Here is a 19,457-nt window from a genome sequence, read left to right on the forward strand (position 1 = left end):
GCGGGCCCCTTCCCACCGTAGTGGTCTGTCAGGATGGGCGGGTGTCGCCGCGACTGATCGGGTATGGGCCCTCGCGGCCGGTTCTGTTGCTGCTCGTACCGGTGCTGCTGGCCGGCGGATGTGCGACCACCCGGCCGACGGCCGCCCCGCCGTCGTCGGCGCCGTCGGTCACCTGGGCCACGCCGGGTGGGTCCGGGTCGCCGTCGGCCGCCCCGGGGACGGCCGGGCAGCCGGCACCGACCGGGTCGCCGTCGGCCGCCCCGGCGCCGTCGCGCACCGGCCTGCCGCACGTCTTCCCGGTACGCGCCGACAAGGCCGACTACCACCCGACCCATTCGGCGTACCCGGGGACGGACATCTTCGCCGACTGCGGCGAGCCGGTGGTGGCGGTGACCGACGGGGTGCTGCTCGAGGTGAGCCGGGTGGACCGGTTCGACAAGAAGGGACCGAAGGGGCCGTACAACGGCGGCTTGTCGGTTTCCCTGCTCGGTGACGACGGGGTGCGCTACTACGGCTCGCATCTGAGCGTGGTGGCCGACGGCATCGATCCGGGGGTGCGGGTCCGCGCCGGCCAGCAGCTCGGTCTGGTGGGCCGGACGGGTAACGCGAACAACGTCTGCCACCTGCACTTCGGCATCTCGCCGCCGTGTCCGGGCAAGGACGGCTGGTGGATCCGGCGGGGTGTGGTGTGGCCGGCGAAGTATCTGGACGCCTGGCGGCGTGGGGTGAACAAGGAGCCGGCCGCCGAGGTGCGCGCCTGGCACCGCAAGAAGGGCTGTCCACCCGCTCCCACCTCGGCCAACTGATCACCGCCTCCGGCGGTTAACCAGGTCGACACATTGACGAGGGTTGGGATGTCGGCTACCGTCCGAGCGAGAGAGCGCTCTCACGGCTCCCTTTCCCCCCATTTACGACAAGCGCCACCGAGGTCGGTCACATCCGGCATCGAACGCGCGATGGAGGCACGATGAAACCTCCCGTCCCCCACCGTCCCCTGGTGCTGGCCGCCGCCACCGCCCTGGCCGTCTTCGTCGGTGGCCTGACCGTCGCCGTGACCAGCCCCGCCGAAGCCGCCACCGCCGTCGGCGCGGGCAGCTACACCACCGACCCGGTCGGTCCGCTCCCCGCCGGCTGCGGACAGATGTCCACCAACCCCCGCCAGTTCGTCACCGCCAACGCCCCCACCGGCCCGGTACCCACCAACGACTGGTGGTCCTCGCTGCTGTGGAAGAAGACCAACTGCGCGTACAGCGAGCCGCTGCACGCCCACCCGATGTCGTTCAACACCTTCACCGACGGCCTCGGCTTCTCCGCCACCTCCACCCCCACCATCACCGGCACCGCCACCGGCGTCGGCGAGTTCAAGTACGCCTACCAGGAGGACTTCCGGGTCGGCGTGGCCGGACTGGGCGCGCCCAACGTCAAGGTCGACGGCTGGACCGACTGGACCGTCAGCCCCTACTGGAGCGACGGGGCCCGGACCCTGCGGGCCACCATCGGCCACGGCCTGCCGTTCGCGTACTTCCAGACCAGCGGCGGTGACGCGCTGCTCAACGTGACCGCCGGCAGCCCCACCGTCTGGTCCAACAGCGGCTCCACGCTCGGCTTCACCGTCCGCGGCCACGACTACGTCGCGTACGCCCCCAGCGGCGCGGGCTGGACCGTCAGCGGCGGCCGGATCACCTCCAACCTGGCCGGCAAGGGCTACTTCTCGGTCGCCCTGCTGCCGCAGACCACCGACGCCACCGCCCGCGCCTCCCTCGCCAGCAGCTACGGCCAGGTCGCGCACGCCCACGTCACCGGCACCCAGGTCTCCTACACGTACGACCAGGCCGGCAGCACGGTCCGGACCACGTACGCGTTCACCACCACCGCCCGCGAGGGCACCGCCAACCGCACCGTGGTCAGCCTCTACCCGCACCAGTGGAAGTCGCTGACCGGCGCCACCCCGATCACCCAGACCTACCCGTCGGCCCGGGGCCGGATGAAGGTGCTCAACGGGGTCACCCAGTTCCAGACCTCGATGAAGTTCCACGGCGTGTTGCCCGAGCTGCCCGCCGTCGCCACCGGCAGCGGCGAGGACCTGAACACCCTGCGCAGCCAGCTCGCCGCCGTCCGGGGCAACCCGATGGACCAGCGCGGCGGCGACACCTACTGGACCGGCAAGGGCCTCGGCCGGGCCGCCCGGATCGCCGAGATCTCCGACCTGGTCGGCGACACCGAGACCCGTACCGCCGCGCTCAACGCCATCCGCAGCACCCTCAACGACTGGTTCACCGCCTCGGCCGGCGAGACCTCGAAGCTGTTCTACTACGACCGCAACTGGGGCACCCTGATCGGCTACCCCGCGTCGTACGGCTCCGACCAGGAACTCAACGACCACCACTTCCACTACGGGTACTACATCGCCGCCGCCGCGACGCTGGCCAAGTTCGACCCGGCCTGGGCCGCCAACAGCCAGTACGGCGGCATGGTCGACCTGCTGATCCGGGACGCCAACAACTACGTCCGCAGCGACACCCGCTTCCCGTACCTGCGGGACTTCGACATCTACGCCGGCCACGACTGGGCCTCCGGGCACGGCTCGTTCGCCGCCGGCAACAACCAGGAGTCCTCGTCCGAGGGGATGAACTTCGCCAACGCGCTGATCCAGTGGGGACAGGCCACCGGCAACACCGCCGTCCGCGACGCCGGCATCTGGATGTACACCACCCAGGCGGCGGCGATCAACCAGTACTGGTTCGACGTCGACAACGACAACTTCCCGGCCGAGTTCGGCCACTCCACCGTCGGCATGGTCTGGGGTGACGGCGGCGCGTACGCCACCTGGTTCAGCGCCGAACCGGAGATGATCCAGGGCATCAACATGCTCCCGGTCACCGGCGGCCACCTGTACATGGGCTACCGCCCGGAGTACAACTCCACCAACTACGCCGAACTGGTCCGCAACAACGGCGGTGAACCCACCGTCTGGCAGGACATCCTCTGGCAGTTCCTGGCCCTCGGCGACCCGGCCGCCGCGCTGACCAAGCTGCGCGCCAACCCGGGCTACACCCCGGAGGAGGGCGAGAGCCGGGCCCACACCTTCCACTGGGTCCGTAACCTGGCCGCGCTCGGCAACGTCGACACCACGGTGACGGCCAACCACCCGCTGGCCGCCGTCTTCACCCGCAACGGCGCCCGCACCTACGTGGCCAGCAACATCACCAACGCGCAGCTCACCGTCCGGTTCTCCAACGGCACCACGCTCGTCGTACCGGCCGGCAAGACGGCCACCAGCGGCGCGTACACCTGGAGCGGCGGCAGCGCCAACGGCGGCAACCCGAACCCGACGCCCACCCCCACGACCACGTCCAGCCCGACCCCCACCCCGACCGTCAGCCCGACCACCAGCCCCACCCCGACCCCGACGCCGACCGGTACGCCGGACTCCCCGGTCCGCTACCTGCTCTCCGGCGGCGGGCTCGCCGCCTCCGGCAGCGCCGGCACCGCCACGGTCGCCGCCGCCAACGGCAACCACGACGGCACCCCGGCCAACCCGGTGGTGTTCACCGCGACCGGCCTGGACCTCACCTACTCCGGTGGCAACAGCACCTTCGACCTGTTCGTCGACGCCGGTACCGCGGTCGGCAACGGGGTGCAACTGCGCGCCTCGTACGACCTGACCGGTGACGGCACCTTCGAGCGGGTGGAGACGTACCGTTACTTCGCCACCGACCCGGTGCCCGGCTACGAGCACTACACCCAGAACCAGGGTCTGTTCTCGGCCACCGGCACCAACGGCAACCTGCGCAACGGCACGGTGAAGCTGGAGGTCTGGTCGGCCATCGGCAACAACCCGAGCACCCTGGGCATCGGCGACAAGTCGGTGCTCCGCCTCCCGCACTCCTGAGCCGATCCACCGCCCGGCCCGTCCGCCCTCACCCGGCGGGCGGGCCGGTCCGCGCCGGCCGCCGGGCAGTTCGGAATCCGGGCCGAAAGGCCGTGTCACGGGCTGCGGTCCGCCGCCGGTGGGGCGTAGGTTCGTTTCCGTGAGCCCCCGGGATCCCATCGCCGACCTGCGCCGGGTCGCGTTCCTGCTGGAACGGGCCCACGAGGCCACCTACCGGGTACGCGCCTTCCGCTCGGCGGCCACCGCGCTCGCCGCCCTGCCGGCCGGGGAGGTGGCCGAACGGGCCCGCACCGGACGGCTCACCGAACTGCCCGGGGTCGGCGACGTCACCGCCCGCTGCGTCGCCGAGTCGCTGGCCGGCGAGGAGCCGGTCTACCTGCGCCGGCTGGTGGCGACCGAGGGCACCGACCTGGACGCCGAGGCCGCCGCCCTGCGGGCGGCGCTGCGCGGCGACTGCCACACCCACTCCGACTGGTCCGACGGCGGGTCCCCGATCGAGGAGATGGCGCTCGCGGCGGTGGAACTGGGCCACGAGTACCTCGTCCTGACCGACCACTCCCCCCGGCTGAAGGTGGCGCGCGGGCTGACCGCCGACCGGCTGCGCCGCCAACTCGACCACGTGGCCCGGCTCAACGCCGCGCTGCCGGAGGGTTTCCGGATCCTCACCGGCATCGAGGTCGACATCCTCGCCGACGGTTCACTCGACCAGGACGAGGAACTGCTGTCCCGGCTGGACGTGGTGGTCGGCTCGGTGCACAGCGGTCTGAACGACGACCGGGCCCGGATGACCCGGCGGATGCTCACCGCCGTCGCCAACCCGCACCTGGACATCCTCGGCCACTGCACCGGTCGGATGGTCTCCTCCCGCCCGGCCGGCGTGACCGGTCCCGGCGACCGGGCCCACCGCCGGCGGACCCGCCCCGAGAGCGACTTCGACCCGGACGCCGTCTTCGCCGCCTGTGCCGAACACGGCAAGGCCGTCGAGATCAACTCGCGGCCGGAACGGCAGGACCCGCCGAAGCGGCTGATCCGGCGGGCCCTGGAGGCCGGTTGCCTCTTCGCCCTGAACACCGACGCGCACGCCCCCGGGCAGCTCGACTGGCAGCGTTTCGGCTGCGAGCGGGCGGCCCGCTGCGGGGTGCCCGTCGACCGGGTGGTGAACACCTGGTCCGCCGAGGACCTGGTCGCCTGGGCGCACACCCACCAGCCCGGGTGAGCCGGGGCCGGGCCGGCCGTGGTCCAGCGAACCGGTAGCCAGCGTGGCGTCAGGGCCGGGCAGCCACCGTGGGCGCAGCAGCGGCCGGGTCCACCGGCCCGGCCGCCGGAACCGCCGTCGGGTGCGCCGGTCGGCGGCCGAGGAAGCCCTGGGACACCGCCACCCCCAGCAGCACGATCAGCGCCCCGACCGGCTGGTGCCAGGTCGGGGTCTCGTCGAGGACCACCGCGCCGATCAGCACCGCGAAGACCGGGATCAGGTACGTCACCGTGGAGGCCGTACTCGCGCCCACCACCCGGATGTTGTGCAGGTTGATCACGAAGGCCAGCCCGGTGCCGAACGCCCCGAGGGCGAGCACGCTCGCCACCACGTCCAGCGACAGCGCGGTGGGCATCGGCGGTGCCCCCGCCACCAGCGGCGACACCACCGCCAGCTGGACCGTGGCGAGCAGCAACTGCGCCGCCGACAGCGACAGCCCCGACTCGGTACGGCCCGCGATGAACCGCTTCTGGTACGGGATCGACAGGCCGTAACAGGCGGCTGCCCCGAAGCACATGAGCTGCCCGGTGAACGCCACCCCGCCGAGGCCCTGCCACACCCCGAGCACCACCAGCACGCCGACGAAGCCCAGCGCCAACCCGACCGCCCGGCGCACCGTCAACCGCTCGGTACGGAACACCAGCACCGCCATCGGCAGCACCACCAGCGGCGTGGTGGCGTTCCAGATGCCGGCCAGCATCGACGGGATCCGCTGCTCCCCGTAGCCGAACAGGGTGAACGGGATCGCCACGCCGAACGCGGCCACCACGGTCAGGTGCAGCCAGAGCCGGGGGTCGCGGGGCAGCCGGTCCCGCAGCACGGCGAGCACCACCAGCAGGGTGGCCGCCCCGGCGGCGACCCGACCGAGGGTGACGTAGAGCGGGTGCAGCTCCCGTACACCGATCTTGATGAACAGGAAGCTGGAGCCCCAGATCGCGGCGAGCAGCACGAAACCGGGCAGCCAGTCACGCAGCGCGGCCCGGTCAGGAGTGGTTTCCGGCATCACCCCTGACACTCTGCCGCAGCCCACCGGAACGCCGGACACTACCCCGGCACCGTGTCCCACGTCACCACGACCGGCCTACCCTGGTGACGTTGACCAGTCGAGGAGGTGGCACCGCGATGGCCATGCCGATGAAGTTCGACCCGCTCGTCGACTTCGACGGGATCTGGAGCACCGAGCTCGCCGACCGTTACCTCCCGCTCCCGGAGCTGCCCACCGCACGCTACGAGTGCATCGACGGAAGGCTGGTCAGGCGCGCACCGCTGGATCCAGCCGGACGTCACCATCCTGCACGCCCTGCCCGGCAGCGACGAGGAGGACCGCTGGGTCCCGGCCCGGCTCTGCACCATGGCGGTGGAGTTCGTCTCGCCGGGCAGCCGCCGGCACGAGTTCGTCGACAAGCCACGCCGCTGCGCCGATGGCGGCGTGCCGTACTTCATGCGGGTGCAGATCGCCGGCGGGTGCGCAGCGCCACGGTCGAGTTCTTCAGCCTCAACCACGCCGGCGAGGACCGCCTGGTCGACGAGGTGGTCAACGGGGAACGGTTGCTGGCCGACGCGCCGTTCCGGATCGACCTCGACCCGGCCGACCTGCTGCCCTGACACGGCGGAAGAAAGGTCGACGGGTCCGGTGACCGGTCACGTAGGGTTCCCCCGTGGGACGAATCGATGACCTCGCGAACCGGTACGTGGTGGAGTGGGCCGCGCTCAACCCGTCCGGTGCCACCTACGCCGGCATCGCCGGCCACGACGACCAGCTCGACGACCTGTCGCCCGACGGCTACGCCGCCCGTGCCGACCTGACCCGGCGCACCCTGGCCGAACTGGACGCCACCGAGCCGGACACGCCGGCGGAGCAGACCGCCAGGGAGGCCATGCAGGAGCGGCTCGGGCTGTCCCTGGCCCGGTACGACTCCGGCGAGGAGACCAGCGAGATCAACGTGATCGTCAGCGGTCTGCACGACCTGCGCTCGGTCTTCGACCTGATGCCGACCGACAGCGACGACGCGGTGGCGAAGGTGGCGACCCGGCTCAACGCGTTCGCCGGTGCCCTGGAGGGCTACAAGACCACGCTGCGTCAGGCCGCCGACGCCGGGCACGTCTCCTCCCGGGCCCAGATGGTCGAGGTCGCCAAGCAGTGCGACATCTGGACCGACCCGAACGCCGACAACTTCTTCCACGGCCTGGTCGAGCGGCTCGGCGCCGACGGCACGCTCGGCGCGGACCTGCGCCGGGGCGCGGCGGCGGCCACCGCGGCGACCGCCGAGTTCGGCCGGTTCCTGCGGACCGAACTGGCGCCCCGGGGGCGCGAGAAGCAGGCCGCCGGCCGGGAACGCTACGAGCTGGCCTCGCAGTACTTCCTCGGTGCCCGGATCGACCTGGACGAGACGTACGCCTGGGGGTTCGAGGAGCTGGCCCGCCTGGAGGCGGACATGCGGACGGTGTCCGCGCGGATCGTCGGCCCGGGGGCGACCGTGGACGAGGCGGTGGCCGCGCTGGACGCCGACCCGGCCCGCACCATCCAGGGCAAGGAGGCGTTCCGGGACTGGATGCAGGCGTTGGCCGACAAGGCGGTCAGCGAGCTGAACGGCACCCACTTCGACATTCCGGAACAGGTCCGGCGGATCGAGTGCCGCCTCGCCCCGACCAGCGACGGCGGCATCTACTACACCGGCCCGAGCGAGGACTTCTCCCGCCCCGGCCGGATGTGGTGGGCGGTCCCGCAGGGCATCACCGACTTCTCCACCTGGCGGGAGGTGACCACGGTCTACCACGAGGGCGTGCCGGGGCACCACCTCCAGGTCGGGCAGACCGCCGTCCGGGCCGAGCTGCTCAACCGCTGGCAGCGGCTGCTCTGCTGGGTGTCCGGGCACGGCGAGGGCTGGGCCCTGTACGCCGAGCGACTGATGGACGAGCTGGGCTACCTGGAGGACCCGGGCGACAAGCTCGGCATGCTCGACGGGCAGGCGTTCCGGGCGGCCCGGGTGATCGTCGACATCGGCATGCACCTGGAGCTGGAGATCCCGAAGGACAATCCGTTCGACTTCCACCCGGGCGAGCGGTGGACGCCCGAGCTGGGCTGGGAGTTCATGCGCGCGCACTGCCGGGTTCCGGACGAGAACCTGCGTTTCGAACTGAACCGCTACCTGGGCTGGCCGGGGCAGGCCCCCTCGTACAAGGTCGGCGAGCGGATCTGGCTCCAGGCCCGGGACGAGGCGAAGACCCGCAAGGGTGCCGACTTCGACCTGCGCGAGTTCCACCGCAACGCGCTCGACCTGGGTTCGCTCGGGCTGGATCCGCTGCGCCGGGCGCTCGCCCGACTGTAGTTCCGCCGGTGTTCCGCCGGGGCAGCGTCGGACCGGCCCCGGCGGGACACCGCTTCCGGTTCAGTCGTCGAGGGTGAGCCGCAGCAGGTCACCGCTGGTCAGCACGTCACAGTCCACGTACGCCAGGTCGATCACCGGGTCCCGGAAGGTGAGCTGCGGTGCGGTGACCGGGATGCCGTCCGGCAGCGGCAGGTCCGGGGTGAGGGTCACCGGGATCAGTCCGGGGCCGCCGAGCAGGGCGAGCCGGCCGGTGAACCGGGTGGCGTAGAAGGCCACGTCACCATCGACGGTGAGCTGGTCGGTGGCGTACCGCAGGGTGTTGCCGGCCGGGCCGGTGGCGCGGAGGACGAAGTCGTCGGTGACCGCCCGCGCCATGCTGAACTTGAGGGCCCGGAGCGTACCGTCGACGGTCCGCAGGTCGACGATCCCCTCGAAGCGGACCCCGGTCATGACCACCCGGGTGCCGGTGAGCTTGGACGGCGTACCCACGGTGGGTTGTCCGGGGTCGGCGGTGATCCGGGGCAGCGGCCGGCCCGGCTGGACCGACCCGGTCGGGTCGGGGGTGGGGGTCGCGCAGGTCGGCGGCGCGGTGGGGGTGGCGGTCGCGGTCGGTGGTCCACCCGGAGTGGCCGGTGGGGTCGACGGGTCGGCGTCCGGGTCAGCCGTGGGGGCGGGGAGCAGGTTGGTGAGCAGGTCGCCGACCGCTTCTTCGAGGGCGGTACCGGTGCCGGGGTCGGGGGTGCCGGCGTCCGGTGTGGCCGGGGACGCCGGCCGCGTCGGTGCGACCGGCACGGTGTGGGACGGCACGGTAGGGGCCGGCACGGTGGGAGCCGGCGGCGTGGGGGATGTCGGCGTGGGGGACGACGGGCAGCCGGCGGTGGCCGGTGCGGCGGCCCGGACCGGGGTCGGCGCGTCCAGCGTGAGCAGTCCGACCGCGGCCAGCCCGAGCAGGGCCACCGTGGCGGCGAGGAACCGTGGGTCACCGGGCGGCACCCCCGCTTCCCGCCGGACGGGCATGAGCTCGTCGGTGAGGGACCGTTCGTCGGCACGCAGCCGCTCCCGGTCCTCCTCGGTCTGCTCGGTCTGCTCGGCCACCCGGGATTCCGGCCCGACCTCGGGTCCGGGACCGGGTGCGGATGCAGGTTCGGGTTCGGGGCGGTGCTGGTCGGGGGACGCCGGGCGACGGGCCGGGGTCCAGGCGAAGCCGAGCGCACTGCCGACCATGCCCAGCAGCAGGCCGATGAAGAAGCCGCCGAGGTTGACGCCGATCAGCGAGAAGACGGCGGTGACCGCCGCGATGACCGAGTAGAACATCCGGTGCTGCGGGGTGAACCACATGAAGAACCCGCAGGCCACCAGGATGGTGGGGATCAACCAGGAGAGGAAGCCCGTCGGCCCCATCTGGAAGGTCAGCCCGCCCAGGCTCATCTGGGTGGTTCCGAAGATCTGCACACCGGCCAGCACGGTCAGCAGGCCACCCCAGAACGGTCTGGTCCGCCGCCATCGGCGGAATCTCCACCGGGCCTGGCTGAACCCGCCCGGTCGGGCGTGCTGCGGGTCCGCGGTTGTCACGTACGCCTCCTGGCAGGGGTGGTGGGAGGGGTGGGCGGAGGTACGGCAGGAAGCTGTCCCGGGCGCTCCCCGGCCGGGTCGACGGGCGGGACGGGGACGGCCGGTCGACCGGCCGGGGAGCAGGAGGTGGGGTCAGTGGCAGCCCGGTCAGCTCAGAAGCACTCCCGGGCCTCGGCGCCGACGTTGATCTTCAACTTGAGCCCGTTGAGGGTGAAGGTGCCGGCGCTGGTGGAGCGGGCCACCTGCTTCAGGTCCTTGATGACGACGCTGTCCGCGCTCTGACCGAACGACTTCGGGGTGGCCTTCGCGTTGAGGTCGGTGGCGTCCCGGCCGATCTTGATGTTCGAGAACGTCGCGTCGCCCTCCAGCGAGTCCATGTCGATCAGGAGGCCGCTGGCGGTGGCCGGGGTTCCGCCACCACCGGCGTTGATGGTGAGCACGATCGGCATGTTCGGGACCTTCACCGACTGGCACAGGTCGTAGAGCTTGGCGCTGGAGATCTCCGACACGGCCACCGGGTGCTGCGTGCCGTCCTTCTCCTGGACCATGCCGCCGTACTGCTTGAAGCCGTCGCCTTCCAGCTTGGTCGCGCCGACCTTGAACGTCTGTCCGGAAACGGCGAAGGACGCCGCGATGGCACCGTTCGCCATGCCGACGACGATGGCACCGGCGACGACGGTGGTGGGTACCAGCATGGCGGCGAAGCGACGCCAGCGGACGCCGCCGCTCTGCGCCAGCGGGTCGTTCGAATCCTTCACAGGGGGTCCTCCTCGAAAGGGGTCACCGGACGCGGGACGGCACCCGGGACTGCGGGGGAGCACGGGGCCGCTGCGGATCCGCGGTGCTGCTGACGGTTGGCGCAGCGTGCGGATTGGATGGTCGCGCGTGGCGACCTTCGTCACAAGACCCCTTGCTACCCGCCGGTAACCGGCGCAAGATCGACGATCACCGTTGCTTCACGAGCCGTGAGCAGGTCAGCCGTCCGATCGACGGGCAAACCCACCCCGATTGCGACACGACGCCCAACAGTGGTCACCAACAGTAGGGAGGTCAGCCTTAGGTAACATTTTGGAAACGCACACCTGGCAAACCGCTGAGGATGATCGATCGCCACCCGTACGGAGGATGGGCCGACCCACCGACCGGTACTGATCAGTCACCGGGTCTGACCGGGCCCGGGAGGCAGCAGATGGACCGCTACGGAACCCGCGATCGCCACGCGTACCGACCTGCGCACCGAGACGCACTCCCGGGGACCCGCCCGCGTTGGTTACCGTAGTCGTTCACCGGGGAGTCCCCCTCTCCCCCCGTGGTACGTCCGATCGAGGTTCTGCCTGTGACTCTGTACGGCGACAAGATCCCGCCCGCCGACGACCGGCCCACCGTCCAGGTCACTGCGGTCACCTGGCCCGCCGACCAGACCGAGCCGCCCCCTCCCGCCCCCGCGCCGGAGCCCCCCGCGCCGCCCACCCGGCGGCGGGGACGGCTGATCCTCGCCGCCGGGGTGGTGACCGCGGTGCTCGCCGCCAGCGCCGGCGCCGGCGGTTACGCGTACGCCGGTGAGATCCCCCGCGGTACCACGGTGCTCGGCACCGAGCTGGGCGGCAAGAGTCGCACGGACGCGGCCCAGGCGCTCCGCGCCGAGCTGAACCGCCAGGCCGCCACCTTCACCGCACCGGTCGAGGTACGCGTCGGTGAGCGGACCGCCCAGCTCGTCCCCGCCGACGTGGGACTGACGGTGGACGTGGACGCCACCGTGGCGGCCGCCGCCGAGGCCCAGGCCGCCCCGCTCAGCCGCCTCTTCGGCTCCCGGACGGTCTCGCCGGTGGTGACCGTCGACCCGGCCCGGCTGGAGACGGCCCTGGCGTCGGTGGTCGGCCCACAGGGCCGGAAGATGGTCATGCCGAAGATCACCTTCAGTGGCACCGTGCCGAAGAAGGTCCACCCGCAGCCCAGCCTCACCGTCGACGGCGAAGCCTCCGCCGAGGCCCTACGGGCCGGCTGGCTGACCGGCGCACCGGTAACCATCCCGCTGGTCGAGAAGCATCCGGCGACCACCGCCGAGGAGGTCGACCGGCTGGTGGCCGAACTGGCCACGCCGGCGGTCGCCGCGCCGGTCAAGCTGACCACCGAGAAGGGTTCGGTCAGCATCCCGCCGAGCGCCATCGCCCGTAGCCTCAGCTTCCCGGTGGACAAGGCCGGCAAGCTGACCCCGAAGCTCGACGTCAAGAAGCTGCGGGCCGCCCTCGGCGGCAAGCTCGCCACGATCGAGGTGGAACCGAAGGACGCCTCGATGACCCTGGCCGCTGGCCGGCCGAAGCCGGTGGCCGGCAGCCCCGGCCAGCGCCTCGACGACGACGCGCTCGGCCGCGACCTGCTCGCCGTCCTGCCGAAGACCACCGACCGTACGGTCAACGCCGTACTCAAACCCGTCGAAGCCGACCTGACCGTCGAGGACATCGGCGCGCTCGGCATCAAGGAGAAGGTCTCCAGCTTCACCACCAACTTCACCGGCGGCCTCTCCGCGCCCCGCAGCAAGAACATCGTGCAGATCGCCAAGGACGTCGACGGCACGGTGGTCAAGCCCGGCGAGACGTTCTCCCTGAACGGCCACACCGGCGAACGCAGCTACCAGCAGGGCTACCACGACGCCCCGGTCATCCTGGACGGCAAGCTGGTCCCGGGCGTCGGGGGCGGCACGTCACAGTTCACCACCACGCTGTTCAACGCCACCTACTACGCCGGCCTGGAGGACGTCGAGCACAAGCCGCACTCGTACTGGTTCAGCCGGTACCCGGCGGTGATCGAGTCGACGATCTTCTACCCGAACCTCGACTTCAAGTTCCGCAACAACACCCCGTACGGCGTCATGATCGACACCTCGTACACGTCGAGTTCGGTGACCGTCGCCATCTGGAGCACGAAGATCTACGACAGCGTCAAGACCGAGTACAGTCCACGCCGCAACATCACCAGGCCGAAGGTCATCCACCTGGAGCCGGGGCCGTCCTGCATCGCCACCAACGGCATCGACGGCTTCACCCAGGACGCGTACCGGGTCATCCGCAAGGACGGCGAGGTGGTCAAGCGGGAGAAGTTCACCTGGACCTACCAGGCCGAACCACGCTTCGTCTGCGCACCGAAGCAGCCCTGACGTCACCACCCCCGACGTCCGTCCCGCACCAGCACCGCGACGCCCCGCCAGCCAGTCGGCCGGCGGGGCGTCCGCATCCTCCGGTACGCCCTTCGGTGCGGCCCTGCCGGTGCCTGCGGTACGCGCCCCGGGGCGTCGTGGTCCCTCCGTACGCCGTCAGGGCCGCGCCTCGGCCAACCCGCGCCGTACGCCGTCCGCGTCGCGGTCCGCCCCGTAGACGGGCGTGTCCGGCTGCTGCCGCCAACTCTCGTCCAGGGTCCCGGCGTCCACCGGGTCGAACCCCAGATCCTCGACCAGGCTCATCACGAGCTGCTTCGCCGGTGCGTCGTCCGCGGCGACGGGAAGGGCGATCCGGTCCCGTGCCCCGGCGGGCCGTCCGTTCTCCATCAGGTGCTGGGCGTACATGGTGTTGAACGCCTTGACCACCCGGGCGCCCTTGAGCTGGTTGGCGGTCCACCGGCTCGACGTCAGGCTCCGGTCGGCGATCTCCGGGATGTCGCCGTCCCGCTGGGGGTAGTAGTTGTCCGCGTCCACGACGACCTTGCCGGCGAACGCGTCCGCCGGCAGCGCGGGTACGGCGGCCAGCGGTACCGCCACCACCACGACGTCCCCGTCCCGGACGGCCTGCTCGACGCTGCCGGTGTCCGCACCGGTCTCTGTGGCCAGTTGCTGTAGGGATCCGGGCCCTCGCGAGTTGGCGACGGTCACCTCGTGACCTGCGGCCGTCAGCCGCCGGGTGAGGGTGCCACCGATGTGGCCCGAACCGATGATCCCGATCCTCATGAGCGCACTCTCCTGCCTCCGCCGGAGTCGGCGGTCGTCCGGTACCGCAAGCGGGTACCCGACGGGACCGGAGAGATTCCCGGACAGCCCCACCCCTGCGGCACGACGAACTGGCCGAAGGGCAGGAGAAACGCAACGAGGGTCACCCCGTGACAGGGTGACCCTCGTTGGAACGATTGTCCGGCGGTGTCCTACTCTCCCACACCCTCCCGGGTGCAGTACCATCGGCGCTGGAGGGCTTAGCTTCCGGGTTCGGAATGTGACCGGGCGTTTCCCCTCCGCCATGACCGCCGTAACTCTATCGACTTATCAAACACCCACACAACTCGAGGTCGGGATGTTCGTTTGTCGTGAATCGCACAGTGGACGCGAGCAGAATCTTTGTAGTCAAGTCCTCGGCCTATTAGTACCGGTCAACTGAACCCGTTACCGGGCTTACATTTCCGGCCTATCAACCCAGTCGTCTAGCTGGGGGCCTTACCCCTCCAAAGAGGGTGGGATACCTCATCTTGAAGCGAGCTTCCCGCTTAGATGCTTTCAGCGGTTATCCCTTCCGAACGTAGCTAACCAGCCGTGCCCCTGGCGGGACAACTGGCACACCAGAGGTTCGTCCGTCCCGGTCCTCTCGTACTAGGGACAGCCCTTCTCAAGTATCCTACGCGCACGGCGGATAGGGACCGAACTGTCTCACGACGTTCTAAACCCAGCTCGCGTACCGCTTTAATGGGCGAACAGCCCAACCCTTGGGACCTGCTACAGCCCCAGGATGCGACGAGCCGACATCGAGGTGCCAAACCATCCCGTCGATATGGACTCTTGGGGAAGATCAGCCTGTTATCCCCGGGGTACCTTTTATCCGTTGAGCGACACCGCTTCCACACGCAAGTGCCGGATCACTAGTCCCGACTTTCGTCCCTGCTCGACCTGTCAGTCTCACAGTCAAGCTCCCTTGTGTACTTGCACTCAACACCTGATTGCCAACCAGGCTGAGGGAACCTTTGGGCGCCTCCGTTACCTTTTAGGAGGCAACCGCCCCAGTTAAACTACCCACCAGACACTGTCCCTGAACCGGATAACGGTCCGAAGTTAGATACCCAAATCAACCAGAGTGGTATTTCAAGATTGCCTCCACCCATACTGGCGTATGAGCTTCACCGGCTCCCACCTATCCTACACAAGCTAATTCGGATACCAATGTCAAGCTATAGTAAAGGTCCCGGGGTCTTTCCGTCCTGCCGCGCGTAACGAGCATCTTTACTCGTACTGCAATTTCGCCGGGCCTGTGGTTGAGACAGTGGGGAAGTCGTTACGCCATTCGTGCAGGTCGGAACTTACCCGACAAGGAATTTCGCTACCTTAGGATGGTTATAGTTACCACCGCCGTTTACTGGCGCTTAAGTTCTCCGCTTCGCCCCGAAGAGCTAACAGGTCCCCTTAACGTTCCAGCACCGGGCAGGCGTCAGTCCATATACATCGAATTACTTCTTCGCATGGACCTGTGTTTTTAGTAAACAGTCGCTTCCCCCTGCTCTCTGCGGCCATACAACGCTCCACCCGCGCGGGGCTTCACGTCTCCGGCCCCCCTTCTCCCTAAGTTACGGGGGCAATTTGCCGAGTTCCTTAACCACAGTTCGCCCGATCGCCTCGGTATTCTCTACCTGACCACCTGTGTCGGTTTGGGGTACGGGCCGCTAAGAACTCGCTAGAGGCTTTTCTCGGCAGCATAGGATCACTGACTTCACCTGAATCGGCTCGGCATCACGTCTCAGCCCCATGTGTTGCGGATTTGCCTACAACACGGCCTACACGCTTACCCCGGCACAACCACCGGCCGGGCTCAGCTACCTTCCTGCGTCACCCCATCGCTTGACTACTACCCGCCAGGTTCCCACGCTCCCCCAGCTCGGTCCGAAGACCTCCCCAGGCTCGGGTGGTTAGCACAACGAGGTTCATCAGGGACGCTCTTTCGCGGGTACGGGAATATCAACCCGTTGTCCATCGACTACGCCTCTCGGCCTCGCCTTAGGTCCCGACTCACCCAGGGCGGATTAGCCTGGCCCTGGAACCCTTGGTCATCCGGCGGAAGGGTTTCTCACCCTTCTTTCGCTACTCATGCCTGCATTCTCACTCGTGCCGCGTCCACAACTGGGTCACCCCGCTGCTTCACCCCCGGCACGACGCTCCCCTACCCATCCACACACCTGCACGCACCATCAAGGGCACGCGAAGTAAAGTATGAATGCCACAGCTTCGGCGGTGTGCTTGAGCCCCGCTACATTGTCGGCGCGGAACCACTTGACCAGTGAGCTATTACGCACTCTTTAAAGGGTGGCTGCTTCTAAGCCAACCTCCTGGTTGTCTATGCGACCCCACATCCTTTTCCACTTAGCACACGCTTAGGGGCCTTAGCTGGTGATCTGGGCTGTTTCCCTCTCGACTACGAAGCTTATCCCCCGCAGTCTCACTGCCGCGCTCTCACTTACCGGCATTCGGAGTTTGGCTGATTTCGGTAAGCTTGTGGGCCCCCTAGACCATCCAGTGCTCTACCTCCGGCAAGAAACACGCGACGCTGCACCTAAATGCATTTCGGGGAGAACCAGCTATCACGGAGTTTGATTGGCCTTTCACCCCTAACCACAGGTCATCCCCCAACTTTTCAACGTTGGTGGGTTCGGCCCTCCACGCGGTCTTACCCGCGCTTCAGCCTGCCCATGGCTAGATCACTCCGCTTCGGGTCTAGAGCATGCGACTACAGCGCCCTATTCAGACTCGCTTTCGCTACGGCTCCCCCACACGGGTTAACCTCGCCACATGCCACTAACTCGCAGGCTCATTCTTCAAAAGGCACGCCGTCACCCCGCAAGGCTCCGACGGATTGTAGGCGAACGGTTTCAGGTACTATTTCACTCCCCTCCCGGGGTACTTTTCACCATTCCCTCACGGTACTCGTCCGCTATCGGTCACCAGGAAGTATTTAGGCTTACCAGGTGGTCCTGGCAGATTCACGGCAGATTTCAGGAGTCCGCCGCTACTCGGGAACACCCACAGAAGGTCAGCAACTTTCACCTACCGGACTATCACCGTCTACGGTCAGCCATTCCAGACTGTTCGACTAGCCACTAACTTTGTAACTCCTCAAACGAGTGTCAGCTCGTTTCGCAGGGTCCCACAACCCCGACCACGCAACCCCTGACAGGTATCACACGCAACCGGTTTAGCCTCAATCCGCTTTCGCTCGCCACTACTCACGGAATCACTATTTGTTTTCTCTTCCTACGGGTACTGAGATGTTTCACTTCCCCGCGTTCCCCCCATACACCCTATGTGTTCAGGTGCAGGTGACATCACATGACTGATGCCAGGTTTCCCCATTCGGACACCCTGGGATCACAGCTTGGTTGACAGCTCCCCCAGGCCTATCGCGGCCTCCCACGTCCTTCATCGGCTCCTGGTGCCAAGGCATCCACCGTTCGCCCTTGACAACTTGACCACAAAGATGCTCGCGTCCACTGTGCAATTCTCAACAAACGACCAACCCACAACCCACACCGTGCGACACCAGCCCGAACACCGTTCAGCGGTATGCCACACCAGGCCGTGCCTGGCAGCTTCTCAGCCATGAAGAACCAACCCATCACAGGTTGTTCCTTCAGGACCCAACAGGGTGCTTATCATTCCCACCAAGCCGCACCATCAACCCGTTCCCTACCAACCGAAGCTGGTCGTACTAGAATCTCAGGCCGTTGCCCAACAGAAACTCACCAGTGTCTCCGCCATATGAGCACCCCGACCTGACATTCGCAGATCGCGGGCTCCATACCAGCTTTCGCTGGATGGTGCTCCTTAGAAAGGAGGTGATCCAGCCGCACCTTCCGGTACGGCTACCTTGTTACGACTTCGTCCCAATCGCCAGCCCCACCTTCGACGGCTCCCTCCACAAGGGTTGGGCCACCGGCTTCGGGTGTTGCCGACTTTCGTGACGTGACGGGCGGTGTGTACAAGGCCCGGGAACGTATTCACCGCAGCGTTGCTGATCTGCGATTACTAGCGACTCCGACTTCACGGGGTCGAGTTGCAGACCCCGATCCGAACTGAGACCGGCTTTTTGGGATTCGCTCCACCTCACGGTATCGCAGCCCATTGTACCGGCCATTGTAGCATGCGTGAAGCCCTGGACATAAGGGGCATGATGACTTGACGTCATCCCCACCTTCCTCCGAGTTGACCCCGGCAGTCTTCGATGAGTCCCCGCCATAACGCGCTGGCAACATCGAACGAGGGTTGCGCTCGTTGCGGGACTTAACCCAACATCTCACGACACGAGCTGACGACAGCCATGCACCACCTGTGACCGCCCCCGAAGGACCTGCCATCTCTGACAGTTTTGCGGCCATGTCAAACCCAGGTAAGGTTCTTCGCGTTGCATCGAATTAATCCGCATGCTCCGCCGCTTGTGCGGGCCCCCGTCAATTCCTTTGAGTTTTAGCCTTGCGGCCGTACTCCCCAGGCGGGGCGCTTAATGCGTTAGCTGCGGCACAGGGAACCGGAGAGGCCCCCCACACCTAGCGCCCAACGTTTACAGCGTGGACTACCAGGGTATCTAATCCTGTTCGCTCCCCACGCTTTCGCTCCTCAGCGTCAGTATCGGCCCAGAGACCCGCCTTCGCCACCGGTGTTCCTCCTGATATCTGCGCATTTCACCGCTACACCAGGAATTCCAGTCTCCCCTACCGAACTCTAGCCTGCCCGTATCGACTGCAGGCCCGCAGTTGAGCTGCGGGTTTTCACAGTCGACGCGACAAGCCGCCTACGAGCTCTTTACGCCCAATAAATCCGGACAACGCTCGCACCCTACGTCTTACCGCGGCTGCTGGCACGTAGTTGGCCGGTGCTTCTTCTGCAGGTACCGTCACTTACGCTTCGTCCCTGCTGAAAGAGGTTTACAACCCGAAGGCCGTCATCCCTCACGCGGCGTCGCTGCATCAGGCTTCCGCCCATTGTGCAATATTCCCCACTGCTGCCTCCCGTAGGAGTCTGGGCCGTGTCTCAGTCCCAGTGTGGCCGGTCGCCCTCTCAGGCCGGCTACCCGTCGTCGCCTTGGTAGGCCATCACCCCACCAACAAGCTGATAGGCCGCGAGCCCATCCCAAGCCGAAGAACTTTCCACCAACAGTCATGCGACCGAAGGTCATATTCGGTATTAGCCCCGGTTTCCCGGGGTTATCCCAAAGCCTGGGGCAGGTTGCTCACGTGTTACTCACCCGTTCGCCGCTCGAGTACCCCGAAGGGCCTTTCCGCTCGACTTGCATGTGTTAAGCACGCCGCCAGCGTTCGTCCTGAGCCAGGATCAAACTCTCCAACAAAAACTTTTGTTGAACAATCGTCCCGGCAACATAATGTTGCCAAAGGAATCTCCCCACCAACAACCACAACCACAGTCATGGCAGCCGGCGCGGGGTATCAAACTACTTGG

10 protein-coding genes and 3 rRNA genes are annotated in these 19,457 nt (G+C 67.8%); 6 read left to right on the top strand and 7 right to left on the bottom strand.

Going from position 1 to position 19,457, the window contains the following annotated elements:
• Positions 1-101 precede the first annotated feature (101 nt).
• The 3 genes from PVK37_RS05020 to PVK37_RS05030 all read left to right on the top strand — a co-directional run bounded on the left by PVK37_RS05020 (position 102) and on the right by PVK37_RS05030 (position 5,108).
• Positions 102-806, top strand: coding sequence for a M23 family metallopeptidase (locus tag PVK37_RS05020; protein WP_423791056.1), 705 nt, complete (start codon positions 102-104; stop codon positions 804-806).
• Between the two features lie 161 nt (positions 807-967).
• Entirely contained in the window at positions 968-3,892 is a 2,925-nt protein-coding gene (locus PVK37_RS05025) for a glycosyl hydrolase (protein WP_275032557.1), read from the top strand.
• 139 nt (positions 3,893-4,031) lie between these two features.
• Positions 4,032-5,108: a PHP domain-containing protein gene (locus tag PVK37_RS05030; RefSeq protein WP_275032558.1), complete on the top strand. Its 1,077-nt coding sequence runs from the start codon at positions 4,032-4,034 to the stop codon at positions 5,106-5,108.
• Between the two features lie 49 nt (positions 5,109-5,157).
• Here PVK37_RS05030 and PVK37_RS05035 read toward each other — a convergent pair whose 3' ends face one another.
• The gene (locus tag PVK37_RS05035; RefSeq protein WP_275034967.1) at positions 5,158-6,150 is read right to left on the bottom strand and encodes a DMT family transporter; all 993 of its coding nucleotides are present in this window, start codon (positions 6,148-6,150) and stop codon (positions 5,158-5,160) included.
• Positions 6,151-6,611: 461 nt separating this feature from the next.
• Here PVK37_RS05035 and PVK37_RS05040 point away from each other — a divergent pair, with 461 nt between their 5' ends.
• Both PVK37_RS05040 and PVK37_RS05045 read left to right on the top strand, forming a co-directional pair.
• On the top strand, positions 6,612-6,752 hold the full coding sequence (locus tag PVK37_RS05040) for a hypothetical protein (protein WP_275032559.1): 141 nt from the start codon (positions 6,612-6,614) through the stop codon (positions 6,750-6,752).
• A gap of 53 nt (positions 6,753-6,805) precedes the next feature.
• Entirely contained in the window at positions 6,806-8,476 is a 1,671-nt protein-coding gene (locus PVK37_RS05045; RefSeq protein WP_275032560.1) for a DUF885 domain-containing protein, read from the top strand.
• Positions 8,477-8,536: 60 nt separating this feature from the next.
• On the opposite strand, the gene PVK37_RS05050 is transcribed toward PVK37_RS05045, so the two are convergent.
• Both PVK37_RS05050 and PVK37_RS05055 read right to left on the bottom strand, forming a co-directional pair.
• Complete coding sequence (locus tag PVK37_RS05050; protein ID WP_275032561.1) at positions 8,537-10,048, bottom strand: DUF6114 domain-containing protein; 1,512 nt, start codon at positions 10,046-10,048, stop codon at positions 8,537-8,539.
• Positions 10,049-10,200: 152 nt separating this feature from the next.
• Complete coding sequence (locus PVK37_RS05055; protein ID WP_275034968.1) at positions 10,201-10,743, bottom strand: DUF6230 family protein; 543 nt, start codon at positions 10,741-10,743, stop codon at positions 10,201-10,203.
• 635 nt (positions 10,744-11,378) lie between these two features.
• Between PVK37_RS05055 and PVK37_RS05060 the strand changes: the two genes are divergently transcribed.
• Positions 11,379-13,202 carry a VanW family protein gene (locus PVK37_RS05060; RefSeq protein ID WP_275034969.1) on the top strand — a complete coding sequence of 608 codons (1,824 nt, stop codon included), beginning with the start codon at positions 11,379-11,381 and terminating at the stop codon, positions 13,200-13,202.
• Between the two features lie 156 nt (positions 13,203-13,358).
• Here PVK37_RS05060 and PVK37_RS05065 read toward each other — a convergent pair whose 3' ends face one another.
• The 4 genes from PVK37_RS05065 to PVK37_RS05080 form a co-directional block, all read right to left on the bottom strand.
• Positions 13,359-14,078, bottom strand: coding sequence for an NADPH-dependent F420 reductase (locus tag PVK37_RS05065; protein WP_275032562.1), 720 nt, complete (start codon positions 14,076-14,078; stop codon positions 13,359-13,361).
• A gap of 85 nt (positions 14,079-14,163) precedes the next feature.
• Positions 14,164-14,280 (bottom strand): 5S ribosomal RNA (rrf, locus tag PVK37_RS05070).
• Between the two features lie 88 nt (positions 14,281-14,368).
• Positions 14,369-17,475 (bottom strand): 23S ribosomal RNA (locus PVK37_RS05075).
• A gap of 357 nt (positions 17,476-17,832) precedes the next feature.
• A 16S ribosomal RNA gene (locus tag PVK37_RS05080) occupies positions 17,833-19,347 on the bottom strand.
• Together the 16S, 23S and 5S rRNA genes form the textbook arrangement of a ribosomal RNA operon.
• Between the last annotated feature and the right edge of the window lie 110 nt (positions 19,348-19,457).

The organism is Micromonospora cathayae, assembly GCF_028993575.1.
Lineage (GTDB): Bacteria > Actinomycetota > Actinomycetes > Mycobacteriales > Micromonosporaceae > Micromonospora > Micromonospora cathayae.

Excerpts from the sequence above, each read along its gene's own strand:
- PVK37_RS05025 (WP_275032557.1), top strand. The coding sequence starts at position 968 with ATGAAACCTCCCGTCCCCCACCGTCCCCTGGTGCTGGCCGCCGCCACC.
- PVK37_RS05035 (WP_275034967.1), bottom strand. The coding sequence starts at position 6,150 with ATGCCGGAAACCACTCCTGACCGGGCCGCGCTGCGTGACTGGCTGCCC.
- PVK37_RS05055 (WP_275034968.1), bottom strand. The coding sequence starts at position 10,743 with ATGCTGGTACCCACCACCGTCGTCGCCGGTGCCATCGTCGTCGGCATG.